This window comes from Mycobacterium paraffinicum (assembly GCF_001907675.1).
Classification (GTDB): Bacteria; Actinomycetota; Actinomycetes; order Mycobacteriales; family Mycobacteriaceae; genus Mycobacterium; species Mycobacterium paraffinicum_A.
Window position 1 is genome coordinate 1 of record NZ_MPNT01000033.1, and the last position, 22,343, is coordinate 22,343.

At 66.7% G+C, this 22,343-nt stretch carries 27 protein-coding genes; 13 read left to right on the forward strand and 14 right to left on the reverse strand.

Features of this window, described 5'->3' with window-relative positions:
- Nucleotides 1-155: 155 nt before the first annotated feature.
- The 5 genes from BRW65_RS32990 to BRW65_RS25140 all read left to right on the forward strand — a co-directional run bounded on the left by BRW65_RS32990 (nucleotide 156) and on the right by BRW65_RS25140 (nucleotide 3,825).
- Nucleotides 156-320, forward strand: a complete 165-nt coding sequence (locus tag BRW65_RS32990; RefSeq protein ID WP_432206454.1) for a hypothetical protein — start codon at nucleotides 156-158, stop codon at nucleotides 318-320.
- Complete coding sequence (locus tag BRW65_RS25130) at nucleotides 295-1,476, forward strand: ThiF family adenylyltransferase (RefSeq protein WP_073879279.1); 1,182 nt, start codon at nucleotides 295-297, stop codon at nucleotides 1,474-1,476. Before BRW65_RS32990 ends, BRW65_RS25130 begins: the two co-directional genes overlap by 26 nt.
- Nucleotides 1,476-1,910 carry a DUF6527 family protein gene (locus BRW65_RS31480; RefSeq protein ID WP_139273235.1) on the forward strand — a complete coding sequence of 145 codons (435 nt, stop codon included), beginning with the start codon at nucleotides 1,476-1,478 and terminating at the stop codon, nucleotides 1,908-1,910. The genes BRW65_RS25130 and BRW65_RS31480 overlap by 1 nt, the downstream gene beginning before the upstream one ends.
- Before the next feature lie 388 nt (nucleotides 1,911-2,298).
- On the forward strand, nucleotides 2,299-3,147 hold the full coding sequence (locus BRW65_RS25135; protein ID WP_073879281.1) for a cutinase family protein: 849 nt from the start codon (nucleotides 2,299-2,301) through the stop codon (nucleotides 3,145-3,147).
- A 57-nt stretch (nucleotides 3,148-3,204) separates the two neighbouring features.
- Nucleotides 3,205-3,825 (forward strand): cutinase family protein, encoded by a 621-nt coding sequence (locus BRW65_RS25140; RefSeq protein ID WP_073879393.1) that lies wholly within the window; start codon nucleotides 3,205-3,207, stop codon nucleotides 3,823-3,825.
- Between the two features lie 71 nt (nucleotides 3,826-3,896).
- Here BRW65_RS25140 and truA read toward each other — a convergent pair whose 3' ends face one another.
- The 8 genes from truA to infA form a co-directional block, all read right to left on the reverse strand.
- Nucleotides 3,897-4,757, reverse strand: coding sequence for a tRNA pseudouridine(38-40) synthase TruA (gene truA / locus BRW65_RS25145; RefSeq protein ID WP_073879283.1), 861 nt, complete (start codon nucleotides 4,755-4,757; stop codon nucleotides 3,897-3,899).
- Entirely contained in the window at nucleotides 4,744-5,373 is a 630-nt protein-coding gene (gene rplQ, locus BRW65_RS25150) for a 50S ribosomal protein L17 (RefSeq protein ID WP_073879285.1), read from the reverse strand. Before rplQ ends, truA begins: the two co-directional genes overlap by 14 nt.
- A gap of 63 nt (nucleotides 5,374-5,436) precedes the next feature.
- Nucleotides 5,437-6,480: a DNA-directed RNA polymerase subunit alpha gene (locus BRW65_RS25155; protein ID WP_055403402.1), complete on the reverse strand. Its 1,044-nt coding sequence runs from the start codon at nucleotides 6,478-6,480 to the stop codon at nucleotides 5,437-5,439.
- A 76-nt stretch (nucleotides 6,481-6,556) separates the two neighbouring features.
- Nucleotides 6,557-7,162, reverse strand: a complete 606-nt coding sequence (gene rpsD, locus BRW65_RS25160; protein WP_073879287.1) for a 30S ribosomal protein S4 — start codon at nucleotides 7,160-7,162, stop codon at nucleotides 6,557-6,559.
- A 10-nt stretch (nucleotides 7,163-7,172) separates the two neighbouring features.
- The gene (rpsK, locus tag BRW65_RS25165; protein WP_046182344.1) at nucleotides 7,173-7,589 is read right to left on the reverse strand and encodes a 30S ribosomal protein S11; all 417 of its coding nucleotides are present in this window, start codon (nucleotides 7,587-7,589) and stop codon (nucleotides 7,173-7,175) included.
- A gap of 6 nt (nucleotides 7,590-7,595) precedes the next feature.
- Nucleotides 7,596-7,970: a 30S ribosomal protein S13 gene (gene rpsM / locus BRW65_RS25170; protein ID WP_007167900.1), complete on the reverse strand. Its 375-nt coding sequence runs from the start codon at nucleotides 7,968-7,970 to the stop codon at nucleotides 7,596-7,598.
- A gap of 209 nt (nucleotides 7,971-8,179) precedes the next feature.
- Entirely contained in the window at nucleotides 8,180-8,293 is a 114-nt protein-coding gene (gene rpmJ / locus BRW65_RS25175) for a 50S ribosomal protein L36 (RefSeq protein ID WP_003879483.1), read from the reverse strand.
- 40 nt (nucleotides 8,294-8,333) lie between these two features.
- A complete protein-coding gene (infA, locus tag BRW65_RS25180; RefSeq protein ID WP_003418601.1) occupies nucleotides 8,334-8,555 on the reverse strand; it encodes a translation initiation factor IF-1 in 222 nt (73 codons plus the stop codon).
- 255 nt (nucleotides 8,556-8,810) lie between these two features.
- Here infA and BRW65_RS25185 point away from each other — a divergent pair, with 255 nt between their 5' ends.
- From BRW65_RS25185 to BRW65_RS25220, 8 genes are all read left to right on the forward strand, one after another.
- The gene (locus tag BRW65_RS25185) at nucleotides 8,811-10,496 is read left to right on the forward strand and encodes an FAD-dependent oxidoreductase (protein ID WP_073879289.1); all 1,686 of its coding nucleotides are present in this window, start codon (nucleotides 8,811-8,813) and stop codon (nucleotides 10,494-10,496) included.
- A gap of 7 nt (nucleotides 10,497-10,503) precedes the next feature.
- Entirely contained in the window at nucleotides 10,504-11,976 is a 1,473-nt protein-coding gene (locus BRW65_RS25190) for an ATP-binding protein (RefSeq protein WP_073879291.1), read from the forward strand.
- A 39-nt stretch (nucleotides 11,977-12,015) separates the two neighbouring features.
- Nucleotides 12,016-12,858 carry an LLM class F420-dependent oxidoreductase gene (locus BRW65_RS25195; RefSeq protein ID WP_073879293.1) on the forward strand — a complete coding sequence of 281 codons (843 nt, stop codon included), beginning with the start codon at nucleotides 12,016-12,018 and terminating at the stop codon, nucleotides 12,856-12,858.
- Between the two features lie 21 nt (nucleotides 12,859-12,879).
- Nucleotides 12,880-13,746, forward strand: coding sequence for an LLM class F420-dependent oxidoreductase (locus BRW65_RS25200; protein ID WP_073879295.1), 867 nt, complete (start codon nucleotides 12,880-12,882; stop codon nucleotides 13,744-13,746).
- A gap of 26 nt (nucleotides 13,747-13,772) precedes the next feature.
- The gene (gene rfbB, locus BRW65_RS25205) at nucleotides 13,773-14,768 is read left to right on the forward strand and encodes a dTDP-glucose 4,6-dehydratase (protein ID WP_073879297.1); all 996 of its coding nucleotides are present in this window, start codon (nucleotides 13,773-13,775) and stop codon (nucleotides 14,766-14,768) included.
- A gap of 1 nt (nucleotide 14,769) precedes the next feature.
- Nucleotides 14,770-15,378 (forward strand): dTDP-4-dehydrorhamnose 3,5-epimerase, encoded by a 609-nt coding sequence (rfbC, locus tag BRW65_RS25210; RefSeq protein WP_073879299.1) that lies wholly within the window; start codon nucleotides 14,770-14,772, stop codon nucleotides 15,376-15,378.
- A gap of 197 nt (nucleotides 15,379-15,575) precedes the next feature.
- Nucleotides 15,576-16,718, forward strand: a complete 1,143-nt coding sequence (locus BRW65_RS25215; RefSeq protein WP_073879301.1) for an acyltransferase family protein — start codon at nucleotides 15,576-15,578, stop codon at nucleotides 16,716-16,718.
- Between the two features lie 85 nt (nucleotides 16,719-16,803).
- Nucleotides 16,804-17,988 (forward strand): acyltransferase family protein, encoded by a 1,185-nt coding sequence (locus tag BRW65_RS25220; RefSeq protein WP_073879303.1) that lies wholly within the window; start codon nucleotides 16,804-16,806, stop codon nucleotides 17,986-17,988.
- Here BRW65_RS25220 and BRW65_RS25225 read toward each other — a convergent pair.
- The 6 genes from BRW65_RS25225 to BRW65_RS25250 are packed head-to-tail and all read right to left on the reverse strand — an operon-like array spanning nucleotide 17,891 to nucleotide 22,330.
- Complete coding sequence (locus BRW65_RS25225; protein WP_073879305.1) at nucleotides 17,891-18,283, reverse strand: hypothetical protein; 393 nt, start codon at nucleotides 18,281-18,283, stop codon at nucleotides 17,891-17,893. The two genes, BRW65_RS25220 and BRW65_RS25225, sit on opposite strands and share 98 nt — an antisense overlap.
- Nucleotides 18,280-19,200: a metallophosphoesterase family protein gene (locus tag BRW65_RS25230; protein WP_073879307.1), complete on the reverse strand. Its 921-nt coding sequence runs from the start codon at nucleotides 19,198-19,200 to the stop codon at nucleotides 18,280-18,282. Before BRW65_RS25230 ends, BRW65_RS25225 begins: the two co-directional genes overlap by 4 nt.
- A complete protein-coding gene (locus tag BRW65_RS25235; RefSeq protein ID WP_073879310.1) occupies nucleotides 19,197-19,592 on the reverse strand; it encodes a cupredoxin domain-containing protein in 396 nt (131 codons plus the stop codon). Before BRW65_RS25235 ends, BRW65_RS25230 begins: the two co-directional genes overlap by 4 nt.
- Before the next feature lie 24 nt (nucleotides 19,593-19,616).
- A complete protein-coding gene (locus tag BRW65_RS25240) occupies nucleotides 19,617-20,318 on the reverse strand; it encodes a Rieske (2Fe-2S) protein (protein ID WP_073879312.1) in 702 nt (233 codons plus the stop codon).
- A complete protein-coding gene (locus BRW65_RS25245) occupies nucleotides 20,315-20,860 on the reverse strand; it encodes an RNA polymerase sigma factor (RefSeq protein WP_073879314.1) in 546 nt (181 codons plus the stop codon). Before BRW65_RS25245 ends, BRW65_RS25240 begins: the two co-directional genes overlap by 4 nt.
- A 45-nt stretch (nucleotides 20,861-20,905) precedes the next feature.
- Nucleotides 20,906-22,330 carry a hypothetical protein gene (locus tag BRW65_RS25250; RefSeq protein ID WP_073879316.1) on the reverse strand — a complete coding sequence of 475 codons (1,425 nt, stop codon included), beginning with the start codon at nucleotides 22,328-22,330 and terminating at the stop codon, nucleotides 20,906-20,908.
- Between the last annotated feature and the right edge of the window lie 13 nt (nucleotides 22,331-22,343).

Consider the following 22,343-nt stretch of genomic DNA (forward strand, 5'->3'; position numbering starts at 1 on the left):
TTCACCGTCACCACCGGGGCCCGCAGTTCCTGATCGACACGACGAACACGGGGTGGGTACTTTTATCCGGCCACCAGCGGATACCTCCACTTGGCCACCAGTGGGTACTTTTTCATGGCCACGGACAACCCATCGGTGTTATTTCGTTTGCCACAGTGGTCCACCTTGCCTACCCAACCCCGCCGGGGCCAGAGCCCGAGTACAGCGTGACTTATCGCAAAGGCGGCCCAAAACACCCCACCGGAATCCTTCAGGATGGCCAAACCATCCCCACACGCGAAGGGATGATTTTCGTTGTCACAGCAACTGATAAGTCGTAGCCCTGACCTGTCCAGGCTTCGCGCCGATGGTTACAACATTGAGACCGAGGGAGCGTTCCTCATAGTCCGCGATGTCCCTTATCTCGGGCCCCGTCGCCGCATCGTTTCCGGCACGTTGGTCAAAGCTCTTACGCTGAGCGGTGACATTGCTGATTACCAGAACGACCATACAATTTTCCTGGCCGGCCCGACCCCGCATGACTCAATGGGTAATCGATTGGACCGGGTGATTAACGCTAGTTCCCAACGTGAATTGTTACCAGGTGTCGTTGTCCACCACCTTCTCTCAAACAAGCCGGCAGGGGGGTTTGCGGACTATTACGACCTCGTAACCACCTATATAGCGGTGTTGTCGAAACATGCCGCCGCCTTCGACGAAACCGTCACGGCACAGACATTCCCAGTGGTTGTCCCTGACCATGAGGACCATAATCCCTTTGTCTACCTCGACACTGCTTCAGCACGTGCCGGCATTACCGCGATCAACGCCAAGGTAGAAGGTCACCGTGTCGCCATCGTAGGACTCGGTGGCACCGGAGCGTATGTCCTCGACCTCGTCTCCAAGTCACCTGTCAGCCAGATACACCTTTATGACGGCGATCGATTGATGCAGCACAACGCATTTAGATACCCAGGAGCTGTCCCTCTTGACGTCATCGCAGCGAAGGTTTTGAAGGTTGATTACTTCAGTGATCACTACACAACATTCCGACGGGGCATCACCCCGCACCCTGTATTCGTCGACGAATCAAACATCGGCGAACTGTTCGACATGGACTTCGTCTTTGTCGCGATCGATGACAATCCCAGCCGTGCCATGATCGCCGAGCGGCTGGAAGGCGCCGACGTCGCCTTCATCGACGTCGGTATGGGGATATACCTAACTAGCGGCCGTATCGGCGCCCAACTGCGGACCACAAGCAGCCTGCCCGGCCACCGCGAACACCTCTGGGACAACCGCAAACGGCTTCCCATTACGGACGGTGCAGACGATCTATACCAACAAAATATCCAGATTGCTGACCTCAATGCGATGAATGCAGCACTCGCCGTGAACCGATGGAAGCGCTATCTGGGTGTCTACGCCGACCTAAGCGGCGACCACCATCATCTCTACGTGACAGACTCCAACGACATTGTGAACGAGGATTTTTAATGTCCGCCATCTACCGCTTTGCCCACACGTTCACAGATGTCGTGCCGGCGGAGATCGAAGAAGGCATTCTTTATGTATCGCTCCAATACGCACTGATAGTCCATCTTTGCGCATGTGGGTGCCGAACGAAAGTCGTATGCAATCTCGACCCGGCTGACTATGCACTGGCGTTCGACGGCGAGTCAATCACCATCTGGCCATCGATCGGCAACTGGGATTTCTACTGTCGGTCGCACTACAACATTCAGTGCAGCTACGTACGGTGGGTGCCTCAGATGAGTCATCCTGAGGTCACCGCGGCGCGTGTAGCCGCCAGAAGAGCGAAAAAACAGAAATCTCTATCTGCTGTTCTACCGATAGCCTGGCGCTCTTCGATCCTTAACCAGGCCGCGTCGGCGCGCGTGTTATGGCGACGGCTGGCAGCGCACTGGTGATGGCATTTGCTGTTACGTGCGAATCGCGAGTTCAGCAGGTCAGCCCCCCAGCCGATGCGGTACACCCTTCCGAATGGCCGGTGGCGGGGCCCGTTGACGCCGCTCAATCAGACGGTCGCGCCGGCTGCGAGTTGGCCGCTGCAGAGCGCGACTGATTAGCGAAACGCGGCTCGTCGGCAACCAACAATGCCCAGCAACGGACGCTCAAGGCGACGCAGCAGGAATCGGTGACCGCTGACCTGCATCCACGTAGCCGGCCGACCCGGCACTGATCCCCCAACCCCCGTACTTCCTGGGCACACGGTAAGGCGGCCGGCCGCGCGGCCACTTAACTCATCCACAGGTCAGCGAACTTTCGAACCGTGCTTAGGGTAGGTAAAGTTACGGCGTGTTCTCCCACCGCTTAGGTCGCTGGGTGGGCCCGGGGGTTTCTGCAGTGGTTACCGCCGCCGGCCTGCTGTTGTCCCCCGCCGCGACGCCGACAGCCTCCGCGTTCGACTGCCCGGACGTCGAGGTGATCTTCGCGCGCGGCACCAACGAGCCCCCCGGCCTGGGCCGGGTCGGCGACGCCTTGGTGGACTCGCTGCGCCAGCAGACCGGCCTGAACATCCTGCCCTACGGCGTGAACTACGCCGCCAGCAAGCTGCAGCTGCACGGCGGCGACGGCGCCAACGACACCATCGACCGCGTCAAGAAGAGCGTGGAAACGTGCCCCAACACCAAGATCGTGCTGGGCGGCTACTCGCAGGGCGCGTCGGTGATGGACATCGTGGCCGGCGTCCCGATCGGCGGCATCAGCTGGGGCAACAAGCTGCCCGAGCAGTACGCCAACAACATCGCGGCCGTCGTCACGTTCGGTGACGTGGCCGACCGCGCCGGCGGCACGCTGCCCACTCAGAGCGCGCTGCTGGGCTCGAAGGCCGCCGACTACTGCAACCCCAACGACCCGATCTGCCACGCCGGCCCCGGCAACGAGTGGAGCGGACACACCGAGGGCTACGTCCCGGTCTACACCACCCAGGCCGCCGCGTTCGTCGCCCAGAAACTGGCCGCCTTGAGCCCGTCCAGCCCCGCGTTCGGCCCGCCGCTGGGCCCCGTTCCCCCCGGCGCCACGCCGTCACCGGTCTACGGTCAGCAGACCCCGCCCGGGTCGCCGCCGTCGATCCACGGCGGAACCGACCCCGCGCCCACGCCGGCCGCGCCGACCACGGTCACTCCGCAAGCTCCTCTCGTCTGAATCGTTACCCGCCCGCGACCAACGCGCCCCTAACATCGTGGGGTGCGGCTCATTCCACTGACGCTGGGCGCGGGGCTCCTCGCGGGCGCCGCGATAGTGGTTGCTCCCCAACTGCTTCCGCGGGCCTTCGCCTCCTGCCCCGGCGTCGAGGTGGTCTTCGCCCGCGGCACCGACGAGCCGCCCGGCGTCGGTAAGGTCGGCGGCGCCTTCGTCAACGCGCTGCGCCAGCAGACTTCCAAAAGCGTTGGCTCCTACGGGGTGAACTACCCGGCCAACAAGGACTTCCTCGCCGCGGCCGACGGCGCCAACGACGCCAGCAACCACATCCAGCAGATGGCCGGCAACTGCCCCAACACCAAGCTGGTGCTCGGCGGCTATTCGCAGGGTGCGGCCGTCGTCGACATCGTCACGGCCGCACCGCTACCCGGGCTCGGCTTCCGCCAGCCGCTGCCGCCCGCGGCCGCCGATCACGTGGCCGCCGTCGCCCTGTTCGGCAACCCGTCCGCCCGGGCGGGTCAGCTGATGAGCGCCCTGACCCCGGAATTCGGTGGCAAGACCATCGACCTGTGCAACCCGGGCGACCCGATCTGCTCGAGCGGCACCCGCTGGGCGTCCCACCTGAGTTACGTGCCCGGATTGACCAACCAGGCCGCGAATTTCGTCGCCCGCCGCGTCTAGCGCCGGTTGACTGTGGGTGGTATGCACGAAGATTCCTCGAAAGCCGTGCAAAGCCCCCACGCTCGGCGTGTTTAGCGGGTGCGCAGGTCCCGGGTGACCAGGTTGCGCGCCTCCAGCTGGTCGTCGGGCGGATAGTCGACGCTCACCAGCGTCAGCCCGTGCGGCGGTGCGGCCGCGTAGTCGCTGGATCGGCTTGTGGCGCTGAGCAATTCGCGGCACCAGGAAACCGGTCGCCGGTGCTCACCCACGGCCAGCAGCGCTCCGACCAACGAGCGCACCATCGACCAGCAGAACGCGTCGGCGGTGACGTGCGCGGTGATCAGGTCGCCCTCGCGCGACCAGTCCAGGCGCTGCAGGTCGCGGATGGTGGTGGCGTTCGGGCGATGCCGGCAGAACCCGGCGAAGTCGTGCAGCCCCACCAGGTCTCGCGAGGCGGCGGCCATCGCGTCGACGTCCAGCGGCCGCGGCCAGGCGGTGACGTAGCGGGCCAGCTGCGGCTGCGCCCCGTAGGGGGCGGTCGACAGTCGATACACATAATGGCGCCGCAGCGCCGAGAACCGGGCGTCGAAACCCGCTGGGGCCCGGGTGATGTCGAGCACCCGGACATCGGTGGGCAGGAACCGGCCGAGCCGACGGATCAGCGGCACGAATTCCGCCTCGCCGGTATGGGGTGAGCGCGGGTAGGCCTTCGGCAGCGCGGCCAGGGGCACATCGACGTGGGCCACCTGACCGGTGGCGTGGACCCCGGTGTCGGTGCGTCCGGCCGCCCGCAGCCGCACGGGCGTGCGGAAGACGGTCGTCAGCGCCTCGTCGAGAACTCCCGCGACGGTACGCTGACCCGCCTGCGCCGCCCAGCCCGCGAAACTCGTTCCGTCATAGGCGATGTCGAGCCGCAGACGGAGCTGAGAATCCGAGTCGTTAACTCTCGTCAGCCTCGTCGGCCTCTTCGGCCTTCTCGGCCTCGGCCCGCGCCTCGATGGCCTCGTCGTGCTTTTCCTCGGCGGCAGCCTCGGCCTCCGTGACCTCTGGCTCCTTGGCCTCGGCCTCGCCCGGCTCGGTCACCTCTTCGGCCGTCGGGCCGACGGCTTCGGAGGGCTCGACCGCCGCCTGAGGCGCCGCCGCCGCCACGGGCGCGTCGGCCTTCTTGGTCGCCTTCACCCGGCGCGCCCGGTCGGCCTCGGAGGTCACCGTCTTCTCCAGCACCAGCTGGATCACGGCCATCGGCGCGTTGTCGCCCTTGCGGGGCTCCACCTTGATGATGCGGGTGTAGCCGCCGTTGCGGTCGGCGAAGAACGGCCCGATCTCGTCGAACAGCTTGTGCACGACGTCCTTGTCGCGGATCTTCTTGAGCACCTCGCGGCGGTTGTGCAGCGTGCCCTTCTTAGCGTGCGTGATCAGCTTTTCCGCGTACGGGCGCAACGCCCGCGCCTTCGGCTCGGTCGTCTTGATCTGGTTGTGCTCGAACAGCGACGTGGCCAGGTTGGCCAGCAGCGCCTTCTGGTGCGAAGACGACCCGCCGAGGCGAGGACCCTTGGTGGGCTTGGGCATTGCGCTATCTCCTAAGTGGGGCCGGCCCCCGTATCAGGTAGGGCCGGGACGGACTTCTTTTGGTTACAGCTGTTCGGTTTCCGCGTAGTCCTGGTCGTCGTAGGCGCCCTCGGTGGACCAGGTGCCCGTGGCCACGTCGTAGCCGGCGACCTGCGACGGGTCGAAGCTCGGCGGGCTGTCCTTGAGCGACAGGCCCAGCTGGTGCAGCTTGACCTTCACCTCGTCGATCGACTTCTGACCGAAGTTGCGGATGTCGAGCAGGTCGGACTCGGTGCGGCTCACCAGCTCGCCGACGGTGTGCACGCCCTCGCGCTTGAGGCAGTTGTAGGAGCGCACGGTGAGGTCCAGGTCGTCGATCGGCAGCGCGAACGACGCGATGTGGTCGGCCTCGGCCGGCGACGGCCCGATCTCGATGCCCTCGGCCTCGACGTTGAGTTCGCGTGCCAGACCGAACAATTCGACCAGCGTCTTACCGGCCGACGCCAGCGCGTCGCGCGGGGTGATCGAGCTCTTGGTCTCGACGTCCAGGATCAGCTTGTCGAAGTCGGTGCGCTGCTCGACACGGGTCGCGTCGACCTTGTAGGTCACCTTGAGCACCGGCGAGTAGATGGAATCGACCGGGATGCGGCCGATTTCGGCGCCCGAGGCCCGGTTCTGCACGGCCGGGACGTAGCCGCGGCCACGCTCGACGACGAGCTCGACCTCGAGCTTGCCCTTGTCGTTCAGGGTCGCGATGTGCATGTCGGGGTTGTGCACCGTGACACCGGCGGGCGGCACGATGTCACCCGCGGTGACCGCGCCCGGGCCCTGCTTGCGCAGGTACATGGTGACCGGCTCGTCCTCCTCCGAGGACACCACGAGGCCCTTGAGGTTCAGGATGATCGCGGTGACGTCTTCCTTCACCCCGGCGACGGTGGTGAACTCGTGCAGCACGCCGTCGATGCGGATGCTGGTGACGGCCGCGCCGGGAATCGACGACAGCAGCGTGCGCCGCAGCGAATTGCCCAGGGTGTAACCGAATCCGGGCTCGAGGGGCTCGATGACGAACTGCGAGCGGTTGTCGGTGAGGACTTCCTCCGACAGGGTGGGTCGCTGAGAGATCAGCATGGTGTTTCTTCTTCTCCTTCTCGGCACCCGCTATTTGATGCCGTTGAGGTTCCGAGCCGGGCGGCCCGAAAGTCTTTTACTTCGAGTAGAACTCGACGATCAGCTGCTCGGCGAGCGGCACGTCGATCTGCGCCCGCTCGGGCAGCTGGTGGATCAGGATGCGCTGGCGCTCCCCGACCACCTGCAGCCAGCTCGGGATCGGGCGGTCACCCGCCGTCTCCCGGGCGATCTGGAACGGCACGGTGTTCAGCGAGCCCTCGCGCACGTCGATGATGTCGTACTGCGACACCCGGTAGCTGGGCACGTTGACGTGCACGCCGTTGACGCTGAAGTGGCCGTGGCTGACCAGCTGGCGGGCCATCCGGCGCGTGCGGGCGAGCCCGGCGCGGTAGACGACGTTGTCCAGCCGGCTCTCGAGGATGCGCAGCAGTTCCTCACCGGTCTTGCCGGGCTGCCGCGTGGCCTCTTCGTAGTAGCGGCGGAACTGCTTTTCCATCACGCCGTAGGTGAAGCGGGCCTTCTGCTTCTCCTGCAGCTGCTGCAGGTATTCGCTTTCCTTGATCCGCGCGCGGCCGTGCTGGCCGGGTGGGTAGGGACGCTTCTCGAACGCCTGGTCGCCCCCGACCAGGTCGGTGCGCAGCCGGCGCGACTTGCGGGTGATGGGTCCGGTGTAACGAGCCATTTCTTTCTACCTAGACCCTTCTACGCTTCGGCGGACGGCAGCCGTTGTGGGGCTGGGGGGTGACGTCGGAGATCGCGCCGACCTCGAGGCCCGCGGCCTGCAGCGAGCGGATCGCCGTCTCCCGGCCCGAGCCCGGGCCCTTGACGAACACGTCGACCTTGCGCACGCCGTGCTCCTGCGCCTTGCGCGCCGCGTTCTCGGCGGCCAGCTGAGCGGCGAACGGGGTCGACTTCCGCGAGCCCTTGAAGCCGACGTGGCCCGACGACGCCCAGGCGATGACGTTGCCCTGGGGGTCGGTGATGCTCACGATCGTGTTGTTGAAGGTGCTCTTGATGTGGGCGGCACCGTGCGGGATGTTCTTCTTTTCCCGCTTGCGGGTCTTCTGCCCCTTCTTGGGGGCAGAGGCTGCCTTCTTGGCTGGTGGCATGGGCGATTACCTGGCCTTCTTCTTGCCGGCGATGGTGCGCTTCGGGCCCTTGCGGGTGCGCGCATTGGTCTTGGTCCGCTGGCCGCGCACCGGCAGGCCGCGGCGGTGCCGCAGGCCCTGGTAGCAGCCGATCTCGATCTTGCGGCGAATGTCGGCCTGCACCTCGCGGCGCAGGTCACCCTCAACCTTGAGGTTCGCTTCGATGTAGTCACGCAAGTGGGTCAGCTGGTCGTCGGTCAGGTCCCTGGTGCGCAGGTCCTTGTCGATCCCCGTAGCTGCCAGGATCTCGTTCGACCGGGTACGGCCGACGCCGAAGATGTACGTCAGCGCGATCTCCATCCGCTTGTCGCGCGGCAGATCGACGCCTACTAGTCGAGCCATAGGTGGCGTTTCCTCTTTTTCTATGCGGAGGTCTAATCCCAGCCCGTTCCCGCTCCAAGATTTGGGGCGGGGCCCGGCCTCCGTCCGGGCGTGATGAACGGCCTATCCGTTCAGTGGTGCTGGGAGGTCATCATTCAGTTGTTCAGCGGGTGGGCTCGGTACATGGCGGCGACCCGCTGCGCCCGGCTACGCCGAGCTTGCGATCGCCGCTAGCCCTGGCGCTGCTTGTGGCGCGGATCGGAGCAGATCACCATGACCCGCCCATGCCGACGGATCACCCTGCACTTGTCACAGATTGGCTTGACGCTCGGGTTCACCTTCACGGCTGTTCGATCCTGTTCTTTCTCGTTGTCTGATGCGGGCTTACTTGTACCGGTACACGATGCGGCCCCGGGACAGGTCGTAGGGAGACAGCTCCACCACCACCCGGTCCTCGGGCAGGATGCGGATGTAGTGCTGCCGCATCTTGCCGCTGATGTGGGCGAGCACCTTGTGACCGTTCTCCAGCTCAATGCGGAACATCGCATTGGGCAGGGGCTCGACCACGCGGCCCTCGACCTCTATGGCACCGTCCTTCTTGGCCATAACTTTTCAGCAATCCTCGTCTTTGGTTTCGTATCCTTTTATGTGCGCCCTTGCCGGCGCAGCATTCGCCCGACTAGAAACGTGAGCCGGTTACAGGAAATTCCTCAGACAGGGCACGCAAAGAGTCGGCGCGGATGACGCACCGTTGTCCCACGATACCTGGTCAGGCCCGTTGACCCAAAATCGCCGGCAGCGAAATCCGGCCGGCCTCCTCGACCTGCCGCCGGGGCGCTGACGAGGGCATACTTAACCCCAATGACGAGCCCCGCGAGTCCCGCAGAACCCTCCGCCCAACCTCGCAAGCCGGTGTTGCTGACCGTCGACGACGATCCCTCGGTCTCGCGGGCGGTCGCCCGCGACCTTCGCCGCCAGTACGGCGACCGGCACCGCATCGTGCGCGCCGAGTCGGGCGCCGAGGCCCTGGACACGCTCAAGGAGCTCAAGCTGCGCGGTGAGACCGTCGCGGTGCTCATCGCCGACTACCGGATGCCGCAGATGAGCGGCATCGAATTCCTCGAGCGGGCGATGGACCTGTACCCGGCCGCGCGGCGGGTGCTGCTGACCGCCTACGCTGACACCCACGCCGCCATCGACGCGATCAACGTCGTCGATCTGGACCACTACCTACTCAAGCCGTGGGACCCGCCGCAGGAGAAGTTCTATCCCGTCATCGACGGCCTGCTGGACGCGTGGCGCTCGGCGCCCGAACGTCCGATCCCGCACACCAAGGTGATCGGACACCGCTGGTCGGAGCGGTCCTGGCAGGTGCGCGACTTCCTGGCCCGCAACGGGCTGCACTACTCGTGGTTCATGGCCGACGATCCCGACGGCGAACGGCTGCTGAAGGCCGCCGGCGAGGACGGCCTGCGGCTGCCCGTCGTAGTCACCGAACGCGGCGACACGCTGGTCGAACCCTCCGATGCGCAGCTGGCCGACACTCTGGGCCTGACCACCACGCCGTCGCAGGAGTTCTACGACCTGATCGTCATCGGCGGCGGCCCCGCGGGCCTGGCCGCCGCGGTATACGGCGCCTCCGAGGGGTTGCGCACGGTGCTGATCGAGCGCACCGCGACGGGCGGCCAGGCGGGCCAGAGCTCGCGGATCGAGAACTACCTCGGCTTCCCCGACGGCGTGTCCGGCGGCCAGCTGGCCGACCGCGCGCGCAGGCAGGCCGAGAAGTTCGGGGCCGAGTTGATCACCGCCCGCACCGCCACGGCGCTGGAGGTCAACGGCCCCAAGCGCACCGTGCGGTTCGCCGACGGCGGCTCGATCGACGCGCACGCCGTCATCCTGGCCACCGGCGTCGCCTACCGCCAGCTCCCGGCGGAGGGCTGCGGCGAGCTGACCGGGCGCGGCGTCTACTACGGGGCGGCCGTCTCCATCGCCTCGGAATGCGCGGGCGAGGAGGTCTACGTCGTGGGCGGGGCCAACTCCGCCGGCCAGGCCGCGATGTACCTGTCCCGCGAGGCCAAGTCCGTGACCATCGTGGTGCGCGCCCCGTCGCTGGATGCCTCGATGTCCTACTACCTCATCCAGCAGATCCAGCAGCGGCCCAACATCGCCGTGCGCACCTGCACTGAGGTGCGCCGCGCCGTCGGGGCCGACCACCTGGAACGGCTGACCCTGGTCGACAACCGGACCGGGGAAACCGAGGACGTCACCTGCGCCCGCATGTTCATCTTCATCGGCGCCGCGCCGCGCACCGACTGGCTCGACGGGGTGCTCGCCCGCGACAGCCACGGCTTCGTCCTCACCGGCCCGGACCTGCGCAACGTGTGCGGGTGGACGCTCGACCGCCCGCCGCATCACCTGGAGACCAGCGTGCCGGGTGTGTTCGCCACCGGCGACGTGCGGGCCGAGTCCGCCAAACGCGTCGCGGCCGCGGTCGGCGAGGGATCGATGGCCGTCATGCTGGTGCACCGCTACCTGGCCGAGGGCTAGGAGGGTCATGACCGCCAAGACGCCGTGTCAGCCCGACGAACTGCGCAGCCTGTTCCTGTTCGAGGCGCTCAGCGACGAGCAGCTGGCGGTGTTGTGTGCCAACGGGCACATCGAGAACTACGAACCCGGCCCGATCTGCGTCGAGGGCGAGCCGGCGACCTGCTTCTACGTCCTCATCGACGGGGAGCTGACGATGTCCAAGCTCTCCGGCGGCCAGGACATCGAAACCAACCGCACCTCGCAGCGCGGCGTCTACTGCGGCGCCTGGCGGGCGTTCACCGGTGGGAAGCAGAAGAGCTACGACGCCTCGGTGCACGTGACCAAGCCGTCGCGGTTCTTCGTGATGGACGCGCCGGTGTTCGCCCAGTTCATGAAGGACCAGTTCCCGATGGCCGTCCACCTGCTCGACGGCATCGCCGTCGGCACCGACCGGACCCGGCGGATCATCGACAACCGGGAGAAGCTGCTCGCGCTGGGCCGGCTGTCGGCCGGGCTGACCCACCAGCTGAACAACCCGGCGGCGGCCACCGTCCGCGCGGCGTCGGAACTGCGGCAGCGGGTGGCCGGCATGCGCCAAAAGCTCGCGATGCTCGCCGACGGCACCGTTACCCCGGAGGCGTTACGGGCGCTGGTGCGGCTGCAGGAAGAGGTCGCGGCCCAGGTCGCCAAGTCGGCCTCGACGAACCTGACCGCGATCGAGACGGCCGATCTGGAGGACGCCGTCGGGGAATGGCTCGAGGACCACGGCATCGAGGGCGGCTGGGACATCGCCCCGACCTTCGTCGAGGGCGGCATCGACACCGATTGGCTGGAACGCATCGCCGCGGCCACCGAGGAGCTCGGTGCGTCGACGTCGCTGGAGAAGGCCATCCGCTGGCTGACGTACACCGTCGAGGGCGAGCTGCTGCTCAACCAGATCCTGGAAGCGAGCAAACGGATTTCGGCGCTGGTCGCCGACGCCAAGCAGTATTCGCAGATGGACCGCGCCCCGTTCCAAGTGGCCGACATCCACGACCTGCTGCGCAGCACGCTGGTCATGTTCGCCGACCGACTGGGCCGGGATGCCGCCGTGCAGGTGGCCAAGGACTTCGACCGGTCCATTCCCGAAATCCCTTGCTATCCAGGTGATCTCAACCAGGTGTGGACCAATATCATCGACAACGCGATAGCCGCGATGGGCGAGGCGGGCGGCACGCTGACCATTCGCACATGCCGCGAAGGCGAGAGCATGGTCCGCGTCGAGATCTGCGACACCGGACCCGGGGTGCCCGAGGACTTGCGCGAGCACATTTTCGAGCCGTTCTTCACCACCAAGCCGTTCGGTGAGGGCACCGGGTTGGGGCTGGACCTGGCGTTCAACATCGTCGTCAAGAAGCATCGCGGGGATCTGCGGGTGGAATCGGTGCCCGGCGACACCCGGTTCATCGTGCTGCTGCCGCTCGAAGTCCCACCGGTCGCGGACCCGGAGGCAGCTGAATAGCCTGGAATAGGGCCACCGCCGCGCCGGTTGGGAACAACCATGACCGATGTAGCGAGCAAGCCCGATCTCGGCCGGTTCGGATCGTTCGGACGCGGCGTCACGCCTCAACAAGCCAAAGACATCGAAGCCCTGGGCTACGGGGCCGTCTGGGTGGGCGGCTCGCCGCCGGCCGAGCTGGCCTGGGTGGAGCCCATCCTCGAAGCGACGACCACCCTGCAGGTGGCCACGGGCATCGTCAACATCTGGACGGCAGCGGCCAAGCCGGTGGCCGAATCGTTCCACCGCATCGAGGCGGCCTACCCCGGCCGCTTCCTGCTGGGCATCGGCGTCGGCCATCCCGAGGCGCACGCGGAGTACCGCAAGCCCTACGACGCGCTGGTGGAGTACCTGCAGCAGCTCGACGACTACGGCGTGCCCGCCAACCGCCGCGTCGTGGCCGCGCTCGGCCCGCGCGTGCTCAAGCTTTCAGCGGAGCGCGCCGCGGGGGCACACCCGTACCTCACCACCCCCGAGCACACCGCACGGGCGCGCGAGCTGATCGGGCCGTCGGCGTTCCTGGCGCCCGAACACAAGGCCGTGCTGACCACCGACGTCGAGAGGGCCCGTACGGTGGGCCGCAGGGCGCTCGACATCTATTTCCAGCTCGCCAACTACCGCAACAACTGGAAGCGGCTCGGATTCACCGACGAGGAAGTCACCAAGCCGGGCAGCGACCGCCTGATCGACTCGTTGGTCGCCTACGGCACGCCGGAGGCGATCGCGGCCCGGTTGAAAGAACACCTGGCCGCGGGCGCCGACCACGTGCCGGTTCAGGTCCTGACGAAGGATGAAGACCTGGTGCCGGCGTTGGCCGAATTGGCGGGGCCGCTCGGACTGAGCTAGCAGACCCGGGAGGGGACGTACATGACCGAGGCAGTAGCACTCAAACCCGACCTGGGCCGGTTCGGGGTATGGCTGCCCAACCGATCCATCACCGGAGAACTGGCGGCTCGAATCGAGTCGCTCGGCTACGGCGCCGCCTGGATCGGCGGTTCGCCGGACGCCGAGCTGTCGTGGGTGGAGCCGGCCCTGGCGCAGACCACCTCGCTCCAACTGGCCACTGGGATCGTGAACATCTGGACGGCGCCGGCCCCGGCCGTCGCAAAGTCCTTCCAGCGCATCGAAAAGGCTTACCCCGGAAGGTTTTTGCTGGGGGTCGGCGTCGGACACCCCGAGCACACCGAAGAGTACGTCAAACCGTACGACGCGCTGTCCTCCTACCTCGACGAGCTCGACGCCGCGCTGGTGCCCACCAGCCGCCGCGTGCTCGCGGCGCTCGGGCCGCGGGTGTTGCGGCTGGCCGCGCAGCGCAGCGCCGGCGCGCACCCGTACCTCACCACGCCCGAACACACCGCCAAGGCCCGCGAACTGGTCGGCAAGTCCGTGTTCCTGGCGCCCGAACACAAGGTGGTGCTCACCACGGACGCGGAAAAGGCCCGCGCCATCGGGCGCAGGTATGCCGACTTCTACCTGGACCTGAGCAATTACGTGAACAACTGGCTGCGGCTCGGGTTCACCGAAGCCGACGTCCGCAAGCCGGGCAGCGACCGGCTGATCGACGCGGTGGTCGCGCACGGCACCCCAGAGGCCATCGCGCACCGACTCCGCGAACACTGCGACGCCGGGGCCGACCACGTGGCCATCCAGGTGCTGGACAGCCAGAACGACGACGCGCTCATTTCGGCGCTGAGCGATCTGGCCGGGCCGCTGGGGCTGACTCGCGCCGGCTGACCGATCCGCTCGGTTAGGGTTTGACCATGCGGTTACTGGTCACCGGCGGCGCCGGGTTCATCGGCGCGAACTTCGTGCACAGCACCGTCCGCGAACACCCCGAGGACTCCGTGACGGTGCTCGACGCATTGACCTACGCCGGGCGGCGGGAGTCTTTGGCCGACGTCGAGGATGCGATCCGGCTAGTGGTCGGCGACATCTGCGACACCGAGCTGGTCTCCCGGCTGGTCGCCGAGTCCGACGCGGTCGTGCACTTCGCCGCGGAGAGCCATGTGGACAACGCGCTGGACGACCCGGGTCCGTTCCTGCATACCAACGTGGTCGGCACGTTCACCATTCTGGAAGCCGTCCGGCGCCACGGCGTGCGGCTGCACCACATTTCGACCGACGAGGTCTACGGCGACCTCGAGCTGGACGACCCCAACCGGTTCACCGAGTCGACGCCCTACAACCCGTCGAGCCCGTATTCGGCCACCAAGGCCGGCGCCGACATGCTGGTCCGGGCGTGGGTACGCTCCTACGGCGTGCGCGCGACGATCTCCAACTGCTCCAACAACTACGGCCCGTATCAGCACGTCGAGAAGTTCATCCCGCGCCAGATCACCAACGTGCTCACCGGCCGGCGGCCCAAGCTGTACGGCAGCGGCGCCAACGTCCGCGACTGGATCCACGTCGATGACCACAACAGCGCCGTGCGGCGCATCCTGGAGAAGGGCGAGATCGGCCGCACGTACCTGATCAGCTCCGAGGGCGAACGCGACAACCTCAGCGTGCTGCGCACGCTGCTGAAGATGATGGGCCGCGAACCCGACGACTTCGACCACGTCACCGACCGCGTCGGCCACGACCTGCGCTACGCCATCGACCCGTCGATGCTGTACGACGAATTATGCTGGGCGCCAAAGCATACCGATTTCGAGGAGGGCTTGAGCGCCACCATCGACTGGTATCGTGCGAACGAATTGTGGTGGCGCCCTTTGAAGGATGCCGCGGAAGCCCGTTATGAAGGACGTGGTCAATAAGATGAAGGTTCGCGAACTCGACATCCCCGGCACCTGGGAGATCACCCCCGCCCTTCACGGCGACTCCCGGGGCCTGCTCTTCGAGTGGCTCACCGACCACGACTTCATCGGCTTCGCCGGTCACCGCCTGGACGTCCGGCAGGCCAACTGTTCGGTGTCGTCCGCTGGCGTGTTACGCGGCCTGCACTTCGCCCAGGTTCCCCCGAGCCAGGCCAAATACGTGACCTGCGTGTCCGGCTCGGTCTTCGATGTGGTGGTCGACATCCGTGTGGGCTCACCGACATTCGGCCAGTGGGATTCGGTTCTGCTCGACGACCTGGACCACAAGACGATCTACATCTCGGAGGGCTTGGCGCACGGGTTCCTTGCGCTCCAAGACAATTCGACGGTGATGTATCTGTGCTCGGCCGAGTACAACCCCCAGCGCGAACACACCATCTGCCCCACGGATCCGGCGCTGGCGATCGACTGGCCGCTGGTCAACGGCGCCGCCCCCAACTTGTCCGACCGCGATGCGGCGGCCCCAAGCTTCGAAGAGGTCCGCGCGTCGGGCTTGCTGCCCTCCTGGGAGGAGACGCAGCGGTTCATCAACGCCAAGCGCGAAGGGTAGCCGCGCGAACACTCGGGCGTTGCTGGGCGACCTGGTCATTTGCGCCAGTGACGCCGAGCGACGTTATGCCTCACCAGATATGGGGCGGCGGCGGTTTTGCCACCGAGAAGTCCCTCAGGTAGCGTGAATTCGCCCGCTTTGGCGATCTGTGACGAGACGACACCGGCAGCGCCCTATGCGGACGACTGGGGAGGCGGATGAAACTCGGGCAGGTATTCGATCCGCGCAATAACGCGCTCAATGCGTGGCGCTTGGCGCTGGCAGCCGAAGTGATCTTCTGGCACACATTCTCCGTCAGGAGTCACCTCCCGTCGGCCAGGGCGGTGCTGCAGCTGCTCCTGTGCATAGGGGTGGACGGGTTCTTCGCGATCTCCGGATTCCTGATCACCGCGAGCTGGCTGAGCAACCCGCGGATACGCGACTATCTCGCCGCTAGAGCTCTTCGCATCCTGCCCGGCTTTTACGTTTGCCTGCTGGTGACCGCATTCGTGATAGCTCCGATCAGTGTGGCGATTCAAGGCGGGTCGCCCACCAAACTCATATCATCGGGCGCGCCGCTCGAATACGTTCTGAAGAACAGTGCTGTGGCGCTGGTCAAATTCGATATCGATGGCACGCCGCGCGGCATTCCCAATGCGGGTATGTGGAACGGTTCGCTGTGGTCCCTCATTTGGGAAATCATGTGCTATCTCGTCGTGGCAGCCATCGGGATAGTCGGACTCGCCAAGTATCGGTGGGTTTCCATCGCGATTTTGTTGCCGGCGACGGTCGGGGCCGCGATGCTGCCGCCGCTGAGATTTCCCGATGTACTCAATCAACACGAGGGCGGTGATGTCCGGACCGCCCTGCTTTTCTTGATTTGCCGCTCCGCGATCATGTTCTCGGCCGGGGCATTCCTGTATCAGTGGCGAGACGTGATTCCGGCCCGATGGTGGCTCGTCGCGGTGAGCGTCGCCGTCGTCCTGGCGGCCGGTTCGCTCCCCGACTACCGGGTCGTCGCCGCCCTGCCCCTGGCATACGCCGTCGTCGTCTCGGGGTCTTTGATTCACAACAAGCGGCTGAGGCTGCGTACCGATCTGTCCTACGGCGCTTACATCTACGCGTATCCCACGCAGCAGCTGCTTGCCGTGAGCGGACTTCTCAGCCTGCCTTCGATGGTGTTCACGCTGGTTGTGGCGGCGGCCACCTTGCCCCTGGCCGCGGCGAGCTGGTTTTTCGTCGAGAAGCCGGCGAGATCTCTCAAATATCGCCTCAAGAGCAGGTCGGCCGCCCCCGTACCCGACGGTGCGAGCGGCGATCGCGGCACCCGAGAGGCACCTGATACCCCTAGTCGTGGGTGAGCAGTCCCGGAAGACACGGGCTTCCCAACTTCATAGAGTATTTTATGGTTCCGCGACCAGCTCGGGGGCTACGACAGGAAGACGCGTGACACTCGGGCAGGTGTTCGATCCGCGCAATAACGCCCTGAACGCGTGGCGGTTGGCGCTGGCGACGTCGGTGATCCTCGGCCACTCCTTCACCCTTACGGGACATCATTTGCCGTCCGGGATGGTTGGACACCTCCTTGGCGCGGGAGGGGTCGACGGCTTCTTCGCCGTCTCGGGATTCCTCATCACAGCAAGCTGGCTTCGTCATCCCCACGTCCGGGACTATCTCGCGGCCCGCGCCCTGCGCATCCTCCCCGGCTTCTATGTCTGCCTGGTCGTCACCGCATTCGTCATCGCCCCGATCGGTGTTCAGATCCAGGGCGGTTCGGCGATGAAGTTGGTGCTGTCCTCGGCGCCCTTCGAGTACGTCCTAATGAACAGCGCGGTGGCCACCCTCAAGGTCGATGTGGGCGGAACGCCTAGCGGGATCCCGTATCCGGGGACCTGGAACAGTTCGCTGTGGACACTCATGTTCGAGCTGGGCTGCTACTTCGCCGTGGCCGCCATCGGCGTCGCCGGCCTTGCCAACCGCCGGTGGGTCTCACCCACGATCGTGGCAATCGCGGTGCTGAGCGAGGCGTCGTTGGCGCGCTTCGACTTCGGCATCGAAGAGCCGATGGTTTCCAACTTCGCGGCCGCGAGCGCGCGCTTCGCCGTCATGTTCGCGGCGGGAGCCTTGCTCTACCAATGGCGGGCCAAGATCCCGGCTCGGTGGTCGCTCGTGTGGGTGTGCGTGGTAGTCGTTGCGCTGGGCGGCACACTGCTCCCGTATTACCGGCAGCTCGGTGGGATCCCACTCGCGTACGCCATCGTCGCCAGCGGCGCCCTGCTGCAGAACCACCGCCTCAGACTGCGCACGGATCTCTCCTACGGCGTGTACATCTACGCCTTTCCGATTCAGCAGTTGCTGATGATCTCGTGGGTTGGCGTTCCGAATCCGATTGTGCACGCGAGCGTTGCGACGATAGCCACGCTGCCGTTAGCCGCGCTGAGCTGGTTCCTGGTCGAAAAGCCCGCGATGTCGCTCAAATCTCGGCTCTTGACCAAGTGGGCGGCCGAAGAGCAAGCGGCCGACATGTTGGACCTCATGCTTGACGAGCCGACTGACAAACTTCCCGACCCCGCACAGTCGCCAGATCCCCCGCCCACAGCAGCACCGTCAGCACCTCAGCGGCCACAGTAATCGCGGCGTGCGGGGCCGGATCCCAGCCACGCTCCGTAAAGCCGTCGAGGCCAACCGTCCTCGATAGGGTGAATGCGACCAGCGACCCGCCCGCCACGGCGGCCGCCGCCCAGCGGAGCCATTCGGGACCGCCCAGGACAATCAGCAGCGCTATGGCGAACGAGGCGCTGGCCTGGACCAGAAAGGCGGCGCCGATGTCCGGGATATGGCGATAGCCATGGACATACAGGTAGGCGTGGCTGGCGGCGCTGACGGCCAGCGACACCGCCAGGCCGATCCGAATCAGGACAGTCATTGCAGGGGCTGCTCTTTCAACGCCAGGACGGTCTCGCCCTTGGTGTAGCTCACCTCGCGGATGCCGAGGGCATCGCGGAGCCTGCCGGCGGGCAGGGTGACCGGTTTGGGCGCGGGCCCGTCGCCGGGCTTCGGCAGCGGGTACGCGGTCGTCGTCCCGCTGTAGAACGTCACCTTGCCCTCCGTCTTGGAAAACAGTTGGTGCACATGCCCGTTCAGACACGTGACCGACGAGAACCGGCGCAGGTAGGACAGCGCCTGGGTCGCGTCGTCGGTGCCCCAGCCCCAGTTCGGGTACATCGCGAACAACGGGATGTGGCTGAACACGATGATGGGGGTGTCGCTCGGCAGCCGCGCGACGTCCTTCTCGACGAACTCCAGTTGGTCGGTGCCCAGATGGCCGAGTTTGCGCAGGTTCAACGTGTTGACGAGCGCGATCACGTGGACGCCCGCGGTGTCGAAGCTGTACCAGCCGTCACCGACGGATCCGGCACCGAAGGCGCTGCGGTACTTCTGGCCCGCGTCGTCCACCGAGTCGTGCTCCCCGGGCACGGTGAACACGTGCGGCGTCTTCAGGCCGGTCATCATCTGCCTCACCTGGTCGAACTGCTCTGGGCTGGACAGGTGCGTGAGGTCGCCGGTGTGCACCACGAAATCCGGTGTGTAGCCGAGGTTGTTGACCTGGTCGATGGCGTGGCCGAACGTGCCGGCGACGTCCGGGTTGGGCGCCCCGGTGAAGCCGATGTGGCTGTCGCTGATCTGCGCGAACCGCAGGGCCGGGCGGGCGTGGGTGTGCTCGGTGGCGGCCGCGCCGGCGACGTGCGAAATGACTTCGCCGCCAACCACGGAGAACCCGACCGCCGCGCCGAACCACGCCGTGTGCCGCATCAGCTGGCGGCGACTCATGTTCGGGTTCATCGGGTCACCACCACGGTTCCGCGCATCATGGGGTGGATCGAGCACACGTAGTCGAAAGTGCCGGGGTCGGTGAAGGTGTGGGTGAAGGTGGCCCCGGTCCCCATCCCGGGCGAATGGAACGAACCGTCGCTCGCGGCGACGGTGTGCGGCTCTTCGTCTCGGTTGGTCCACGTGACGGTGGTGCCCGTTGCGACGGTCAGCGTGGCGGGCGCGAACGCGAAGCCGTCGATGTTGACCTGGTTGCCGCTCACCGGCGCCGTCGGCGCGGAGACGGACACCGAACCCATCGACATGCTGGGGCTGGAGCCGGCGGCGGGCCGCGAAGCCGAGCAGGCCGCCAGCAGCGCGGCGGCCAGCGCGGCCGCCGAAAGCTTTGTAGGCGTCATGCCCATAGATAGGGCGACGCGTTACACCGCTCAGGCGGGCTGGTCGGGACGCGGGGGCGCGAAGACCTCGATGACACCGTCGACCTCGCGAACCAGCAACGGCGGCAACGGCTTCGGGGCGATCGGCAACTGATGGGTGAGCACCTGCCCACTCGGCGAGAAGGACGTCGAGTGACAGGGGCAGCGCAGCGTGTCGTCGGGCGCGTCGAACCACAACCGGCAGCCCTGGTGGGTGCATACCCCGGAGATGGCCTGCGGCTTGCCGTCGACACGGCGCACGAATCCGCTCACCGAACCGAGGTCGAACGGGTGCATGACCCCGTCGGTCACCTGTGAGCTGGCCGCCACCCGCTGCCAGGTCCCGGCATTCGGCGTGAGCGGCGCGTTGTCGGCGGCCGGCATGCCACCGGTTCGACCGCTGATCACCGCTCGGTCGATGGACACCGCGGTGACCGCGGCGGCCGCGGCCGCCGACGTGCCGACGATGACCTGGCGGCGGGTGTTGTTGCGCTTGGGCGCCACTTCCCCCCGGGCGTCGGACATCTGTTCGGCGAGGCGGCGATGCAGGTCGTCGAGGAACTCCGGGCGCGGCGCCTCGCCCCTGCGCCCGGCCGCGCGCAATTCGATCGCCGTGCGCAGCTGCGCCGCCTCGAAGTCGTCGGGGGCGAACGGCCTGGGCCGCCGGCCCCGCAACAGGTCGTCGACGTATCGGCGTAACCCTCGGGCGTTCATGCGCCCCCCTCGTTCACCTGCGCCGCCAGCCGCAGCGCGCGATGCTGTAGCACCTTGGCGTTGGCGACGCTGACCCCGAGCTCCGCCGCGGAGTCCTTGATCGAATGACCCTGCAGGAAGCGCAATTCGAGGATGTGGCGGTAACGGTCCGGGAGGTTGTCCAGGACCCGGGCGACACGCTGCGGCGCCGTGCTGATCGCCTCCTCGCTCTCCGGTGGCTGTTCGATGTCGTCGATCGAGGTTATCGCCCGGCCCAGGGTCTCGCGCCAATGCGCGGCCAGCACCGTCCGCGCGGTGACCCGCAGATAGGCGCGCACCTCGCCGACGCTCGCGGTCAGCCGCAGCGGCCGCAGCGCCGCGAGGAAGACCTCGGCCGTGAGGTCCTCGGCGTCGGCCCGGTTGCCGACCCGCGCGAACAGCGTGCGATACACCCAGGACGCGTTGTCCTGGTACACCGCTTCCCAATCGGGATAGCCGTCGTCAAAGCCGCTGTCGGGCACCGCCCGCAGCGGCCGTTTGACGGGTTCGTTTGCTGCCGCCACGTGCCTCCTCCACCCGATGAATATCGAGCCGGGTTACACCGGATATCACGGTGCGGCGAGCGAGGTTTGTTCACTGAGCAGCTCGTCGAGCTTGGTGGCGGTGGCCGAAAACACCGACTTGGCGATGCCCAGTATCCGTTCGCGAACCCGGGGCTTCGCCGAGGCCGGCGGCAGGAGGTGGCCGATCAGGTGACCGAACAGGTCCAGGCGCGCCGCGGACATCCAGGCGGTCAGGTCCGGGTCGTCGAGCCAGCGCAGCTGGTTGGCGTAGTCGGCCCGCGCCAGCCGCAGCCAGTCCGTGTCGGTGTCGGGATGCGGCAACGGCACGCACAGCTCGTTTTTCACCAGGTCGTCGGGGTACGCGGCTTCGACGTGGGCGATCAGCGCGGCGCTGAAGATCTGTTGGCAGCCGCGCACGGCCTGCAACGTAATCCGGTCGGCAGTGAAAATCGGTGTGGCGGGCCGTTTTTCGGCGCCGTCGGCGGTGCAGTCGATGTACAGCGCGTCGCCGACGCGTGTCACCGTGCCGCCGTCGAGGACCATCCGGTCCGCCTCGACGCGCCGCACATGTCCCATCCGGATCACGTCGCCGATCCGCCGGAGCTGATCGAGTTCGGGCCGGGTGACGGTCGCGCAGCGGTACATGGTCGGGCGCACCGCCGGGTCGATACGCAGCAGCAGGCCGGCGTCCTCTTGCCGCGCGAACAGGTCCTCGATCGATGTCGCGTCCCGGATGGCCCGCAGCTGCGCGGTGAAGCTGTTCTTGATGACGTCGGCGAACAACGCCCCCGGCTGCATCGTCGCGCGATCGAGCAGCCAGGAGTCGCGCGGCATGATCCACGTCAGCCGGTCCGGCGCGATGCCCTGGCCGAGCAACCACAGGCAGGTGTCGATGCCGGTCTTGCCGGCCCCGACGATCACATAACGCTCGTGGGCGCCGAGTCTCGGCAGGTCGCCGGGCGGCACACAGGTGACGCCCGGCGCGACCGCGTAGGGCGGCGGGCGCATGGCCGGCACCGTGACGCGCATGTACGTGGCGTCGACGATGCGGCGCGCCACGGTGACGGTGTAATCGTCGCCCGCGAGCGTGGTGAAGCGGCCATCACCGCGATACTCGCTCATCGGGAAGTAGGTGACCCGCCCGCTCGCCAACAGCTGCCGGCGCATCACGTGGTCGTAGTAGGCACACACCTCCCCCGCCGTGGCCAACTCGTAAAGGCCTTGGTTCCAACCGATTTGATCGATCGAGCCGCCGCCAAGCGGCAGCGAGTTGACACCGTAGAACGCCGAGGGCTGATGCAGGCGGACGAACGGGTAGGCCATGGTCCAGTGCCCGCCCGGCTGGTGGTAGCGGTCGACCAGCACCACGCGGGTGTCCGTGCCCGACGTCTCCGTGACCAGCGTGTCGACGAACGCCATGCCCATGGCGCCCGCGCCGACCACCAGGTAGTCGGCCTCGATGGTGCGCATACGCCTGAAGGCT

Bases quoted from the DNA above. Each gene is read 5' to 3' on its own strand.
- BRW65_RS25225 (WP_073879305.1), bottom strand. From the start codon at position 18,283: ATGACTGTCCTGATTCGGATCGGCCTGGCGGTGTCGCTGGCCGTCAGC.
- BRW65_RS25240 (WP_073879312.1), bottom strand. From the start codon at position 20,318: ATGAACGCCCGAGGGTTACGCCGATACGTCGACGACCTGTTGCGGGGC.
- rpsK (WP_046182344.1), bottom strand. From the start codon at position 7,589: ATGCCACCAGCCAAGAAGGCAGCCTCTGCCCCCAAGAAGGGGCAGAAG.
- BRW65_RS25190 (WP_073879291.1), top strand. From the start codon at position 10,504: ATGACCGCCAAGACGCCGTGTCAGCCCGACGAACTGCGCAGCCTGTTC.
- BRW65_RS25185 (WP_073879289.1), top strand. From the start codon at position 8,811: ATGACGAGCCCCGCGAGTCCCGCAGAACCCTCCGCCCAACCTCGCAAG.
- rfbB (WP_073879297.1), top strand. From the start codon at position 13,773: ATGCGGTTACTGGTCACCGGCGGCGCCGGGTTCATCGGCGCGAACTTC.
- rpsM (WP_007167900.1), bottom strand. From the start codon at position 7,970: ATGGCTCGACTAGTAGGCGTCGATCTGCCGCGCGACAAGCGGATGGAG.
- BRW65_RS25250 (WP_073879316.1), bottom strand. From the start codon at position 22,330: ATGCGCACCATCGAGGCCGACTACCTGGTGGTCGGCGCGGGCGCCATG.
- BRW65_RS25215 (WP_073879301.1), top strand. From the start codon at position 15,576: ATGAAACTCGGGCAGGTATTCGATCCGCGCAATAACGCGCTCAATGCG.
- rfbC (WP_073879299.1), top strand. From the start codon at position 14,770: ATGAAGGTTCGCGAACTCGACATCCCCGGCACCTGGGAGATCACCCCC.
- infA (WP_003418601.1), bottom strand. From the start codon at position 8,555: ATGGCCAAGAAGGACGGTGCCATAGAGGTCGAGGGCCGCGTGGTCGAG.
- rplQ (WP_073879285.1), bottom strand. From the start codon at position 5,373: ATGCCCAAGCCCACCAAGGGTCCTCGCCTCGGCGGGTCGTCTTCGCAC.
- BRW65_RS25200 (WP_073879295.1), top strand. From the start codon at position 12,880: ATGACCGAGGCAGTAGCACTCAAACCCGACCTGGGCCGGTTCGGGGTA.
- BRW65_RS25195 (WP_073879293.1), top strand. From the start codon at position 12,016: ATGACCGATGTAGCGAGCAAGCCCGATCTCGGCCGGTTCGGATCGTTC.
- rpsD (WP_073879287.1), bottom strand. From the start codon at position 7,162: ATGGCTCGTTACACCGGACCCATCACCCGCAAGTCGCGCCGGCTGCGC.
- BRW65_RS25235 (WP_073879310.1), bottom strand. From the start codon at position 19,592: ATGGGCATGACGCCTACAAAGCTTTCGGCGGCCGCGCTGGCCGCCGCG.
- BRW65_RS31480 (WP_139273235.1), top strand. From the start codon at position 1,476: ATGTCCGCCATCTACCGCTTTGCCCACACGTTCACAGATGTCGTGCCG.
- BRW65_RS25155 (WP_055403402.1), bottom strand. From the start codon at position 6,480: ATGCTGATCTCTCAGCGACCCACCCTGTCGGAGGAAGTCCTCACCGAC.
- BRW65_RS25230 (WP_073879307.1), bottom strand. From the start codon at position 19,200: ATGAACCCGAACATGAGTCGCCGCCAGCTGATGCGGCACACGGCGTGG.